This is a genomic window from Streptomyces sp. DvalAA-14 (assembly GCF_900091855.1).
Lineage (GTDB): Bacteria > Actinomycetota > Actinomycetes > Streptomycetales > Streptomycetaceae > Actinacidiphila.
In genome coordinates this window covers 1-2,062 of record NZ_FMCH01000569.1, presented here as the reverse complement: position 1 = coordinate 2,062, position 2,062 = coordinate 1, and the positions used below count along the sequence as shown (strand labels likewise).

The 2,062-nt window shown below is 72.7% G+C and carries 3 protein-coding genes and 1 pseudogene; 2 read left to right on the top strand and 2 right to left on the bottom strand.

Annotation, left to right across the window (positions count from 1 at the left end):
• Positions 1 to 98 (top strand): annotated as a pseudogene (locus GA0115240_RS38865) (dihydroxyacetone kinase subunit L); the annotation flags it as partial.
• Positions 95 to 532, top strand: coding sequence for a PTS-dependent dihydroxyacetone kinase phosphotransferase subunit DhaM (locus GA0115240_RS30795; RefSeq protein ID WP_093741805.1), 438 nt, complete (start codon positions 95 to 97; stop codon positions 530 to 532). The pseudogene GA0115240_RS38865 and the gene GA0115240_RS30795, both read left to right, overlap by 4 nt.
• A gap of 107 nt (positions 533 to 639) precedes the next feature.
• Here the strand turns inward: GA0115240_RS30795 and GA0115240_RS30790 are convergent, their stop codons facing one another.
• Together GA0115240_RS30790 and GA0115240_RS30785 are read right to left on the bottom strand one after the other, a co-directional pair.
• The gene (locus tag GA0115240_RS30790) at positions 640 to 933 is read right to left on the bottom strand and encodes a hypothetical protein (RefSeq protein ID WP_237555342.1); all 294 of its coding nucleotides are present in this window, start codon (positions 931 to 933) and stop codon (positions 640 to 642) included.
• A 304-nt stretch (positions 934 to 1,237) separates the two neighbouring features.
• Positions 1,238 to 1,747 carry an NUDIX hydrolase gene (locus GA0115240_RS30785; protein WP_093741801.1) on the bottom strand — a complete coding sequence of 170 codons (510 nt, stop codon included), beginning with the start codon at positions 1,745 to 1,747 and terminating at the stop codon, positions 1,238 to 1,240.
• Positions 1,748 to 2,062 lie beyond the last annotated feature (315 nt).

Here is a 2,062-nt window from a genome sequence, read left to right as displayed (position 1 = left end):
TCGGTGAGCGCAGCGTCGGCCACCAGGACCCCGGCGCCACTTCGTCGGCGCTGCTGCTCAGCACGCTGGCCGATACGGCGAAGGGAGGCGCGGCATGACCGGGACGTCCGAGTCCGACGCCACGCTGGAGACGGCCCCGCTCGTCGGAGTCGTGCTGGTCTCGCACAGCGCCGCGGTCGCCGAGGCCGTCGCCGACCTGGCGGTCGGCCTGACCGGCGGCGGCGCCCGGGTCCAGGTCAGACCGGCCGGCGGCGCCCCCGACGGCGGCCTCGGGACCAGCTCCGACCTCATCGCCTCCGCCGCCCGGTCGGTCGACCGCGGCGCCGGGGTGGCTGTCCTGGCCGACCTCGGCAGCGCGGTTCTCACCGTCAAGGCCCTGCTGTCCGACGAGGAGCTCCCGGACGGCAGCCGGCTGATCGACGCCCCCTTCCTGGAGGGCTCGGTCGCCGCCGTCGTCACCGCCTCGACGGGCGCCGACCTGGACGCGGTGGCCGCCGCGGCGGCGGAGGCGTACACCTACCGCAAGACCTGAGGCGTCCCCCGCCCGACTCGGCGCGCCCCGATCGCGCGCCGTGTCGGGCGGCGGCAGGCCCCCTTTGCCGCGAGGTCCGCGGCAAAGGGGGCCGGTGGAGCGGGAGTTCAGCGCCCGTAGCCGAGCAGGGCACGGACCATCCGGCAGGTGATGTCGGACGGCGGGTGGACACCGATCAGCTCGGCGGTGTCGTGGATCTTCCGGTTGCCGGCCTGCGCGGGCTCGTACACGCCCGAGTCGAGCAGGGCGATGACCAGGCGCATGGTCTTCAGCCGGCGGTTGTGTGCGACGTACCACTCGCGGGGCAGCCCGGCGGGCAGCGGCTTCTTCGGCAACGGCGTCGCGAACAGCGGGACTTGCGTCGATCCGGACTTCGGCAGGGACAGTACGGCAGCGGCCATCGACATCCTCCAGAGGCGTCGGCCAACCCTCTCGAACACTGTCGATTTTACCGCCAAGCACTGACAAAGTCCGCTGGCCAGACGGAGGTTGACGACCCGGGCGGAGGACCGCGCGCGGGCTCGCCGACGACGAGGGCTCCGGCGCGGGTCAGGTCGCGCCGGAGCCCTCGCATCCCATCAGAGCGCTGACGTAAATTCAATAGTGAATTACGCAAAAACTCGATGGGGATGTGAAACACCTGCACAGGCCGTCGCCGTCCTGCTCCGGCCCGCTCGCCCGGGGGCGGCGATCGGCCGCCGCCCGCTACGGCGCCGGGTAGCCGCGGTCCGCCAGGCCGGGCGCGGGGGCCGGGGCGAACCAGGTCGGGTCGTTGCGCAGCGCCAGCTCGATCCGGCCGCGGGCGATCGGCCCCAGTGGCGGCAGCTCGTCCGGTGCGAACCAGCGTACGTCCAACGACTCGTCGTCGTTCACCCGCGCCTGGCCGCCGACCGCCCGGCACCGCAGCACGATGTCGACGTACTGGGCGCGGTCGCCGTTCTCGTAGAGCACCGGCTCATTGGTGAAGACGCTCAACACCCGCTCCACGACGGCGGAGACCGCCGTCTCCTCCAGGATCTCCCGCACCGCGGCCTCCGCGGGCTGCTCGCCGGGATCCGGGATACCGCTGATGAGCGCCCACTGACCGTTGTCCGCGCGCTTGTTGAGCAGGATGCGGCCACGGGCGTCGAACACCACCATCACCACCCCGGGCAGGAACAGCAGGGTGTCCCCCGCCTTCTCGCGGATGTCCAGGATGAATTTCGGAGTCGCCATGCCCTGAGCCTACGAGACAAAGGGTGAACGCCACATCAGCACCAGGATTCACACGCCGGACATGGTTCCCGCGCAACATATCCACAGCGGCTCCTTCAGCCGTTACGGTGAGGCCGAAGACAGCGCCCACGCGGGGAACGCGGGTGTGACGGCACCCCGTCGCGCCCGGGTGGCGGCAGGGGGTACCGGGGGGATGGACACGACGGCCGGCGACACGCCGGACGCCGCGCGGGCGCAGCGGTCGTCCGGCGGGCCCGCTGCGGCGGTCCGCGCCGCACGGCCGGGCGGCGCGGTCACGGACGCGGTCGGCATCGG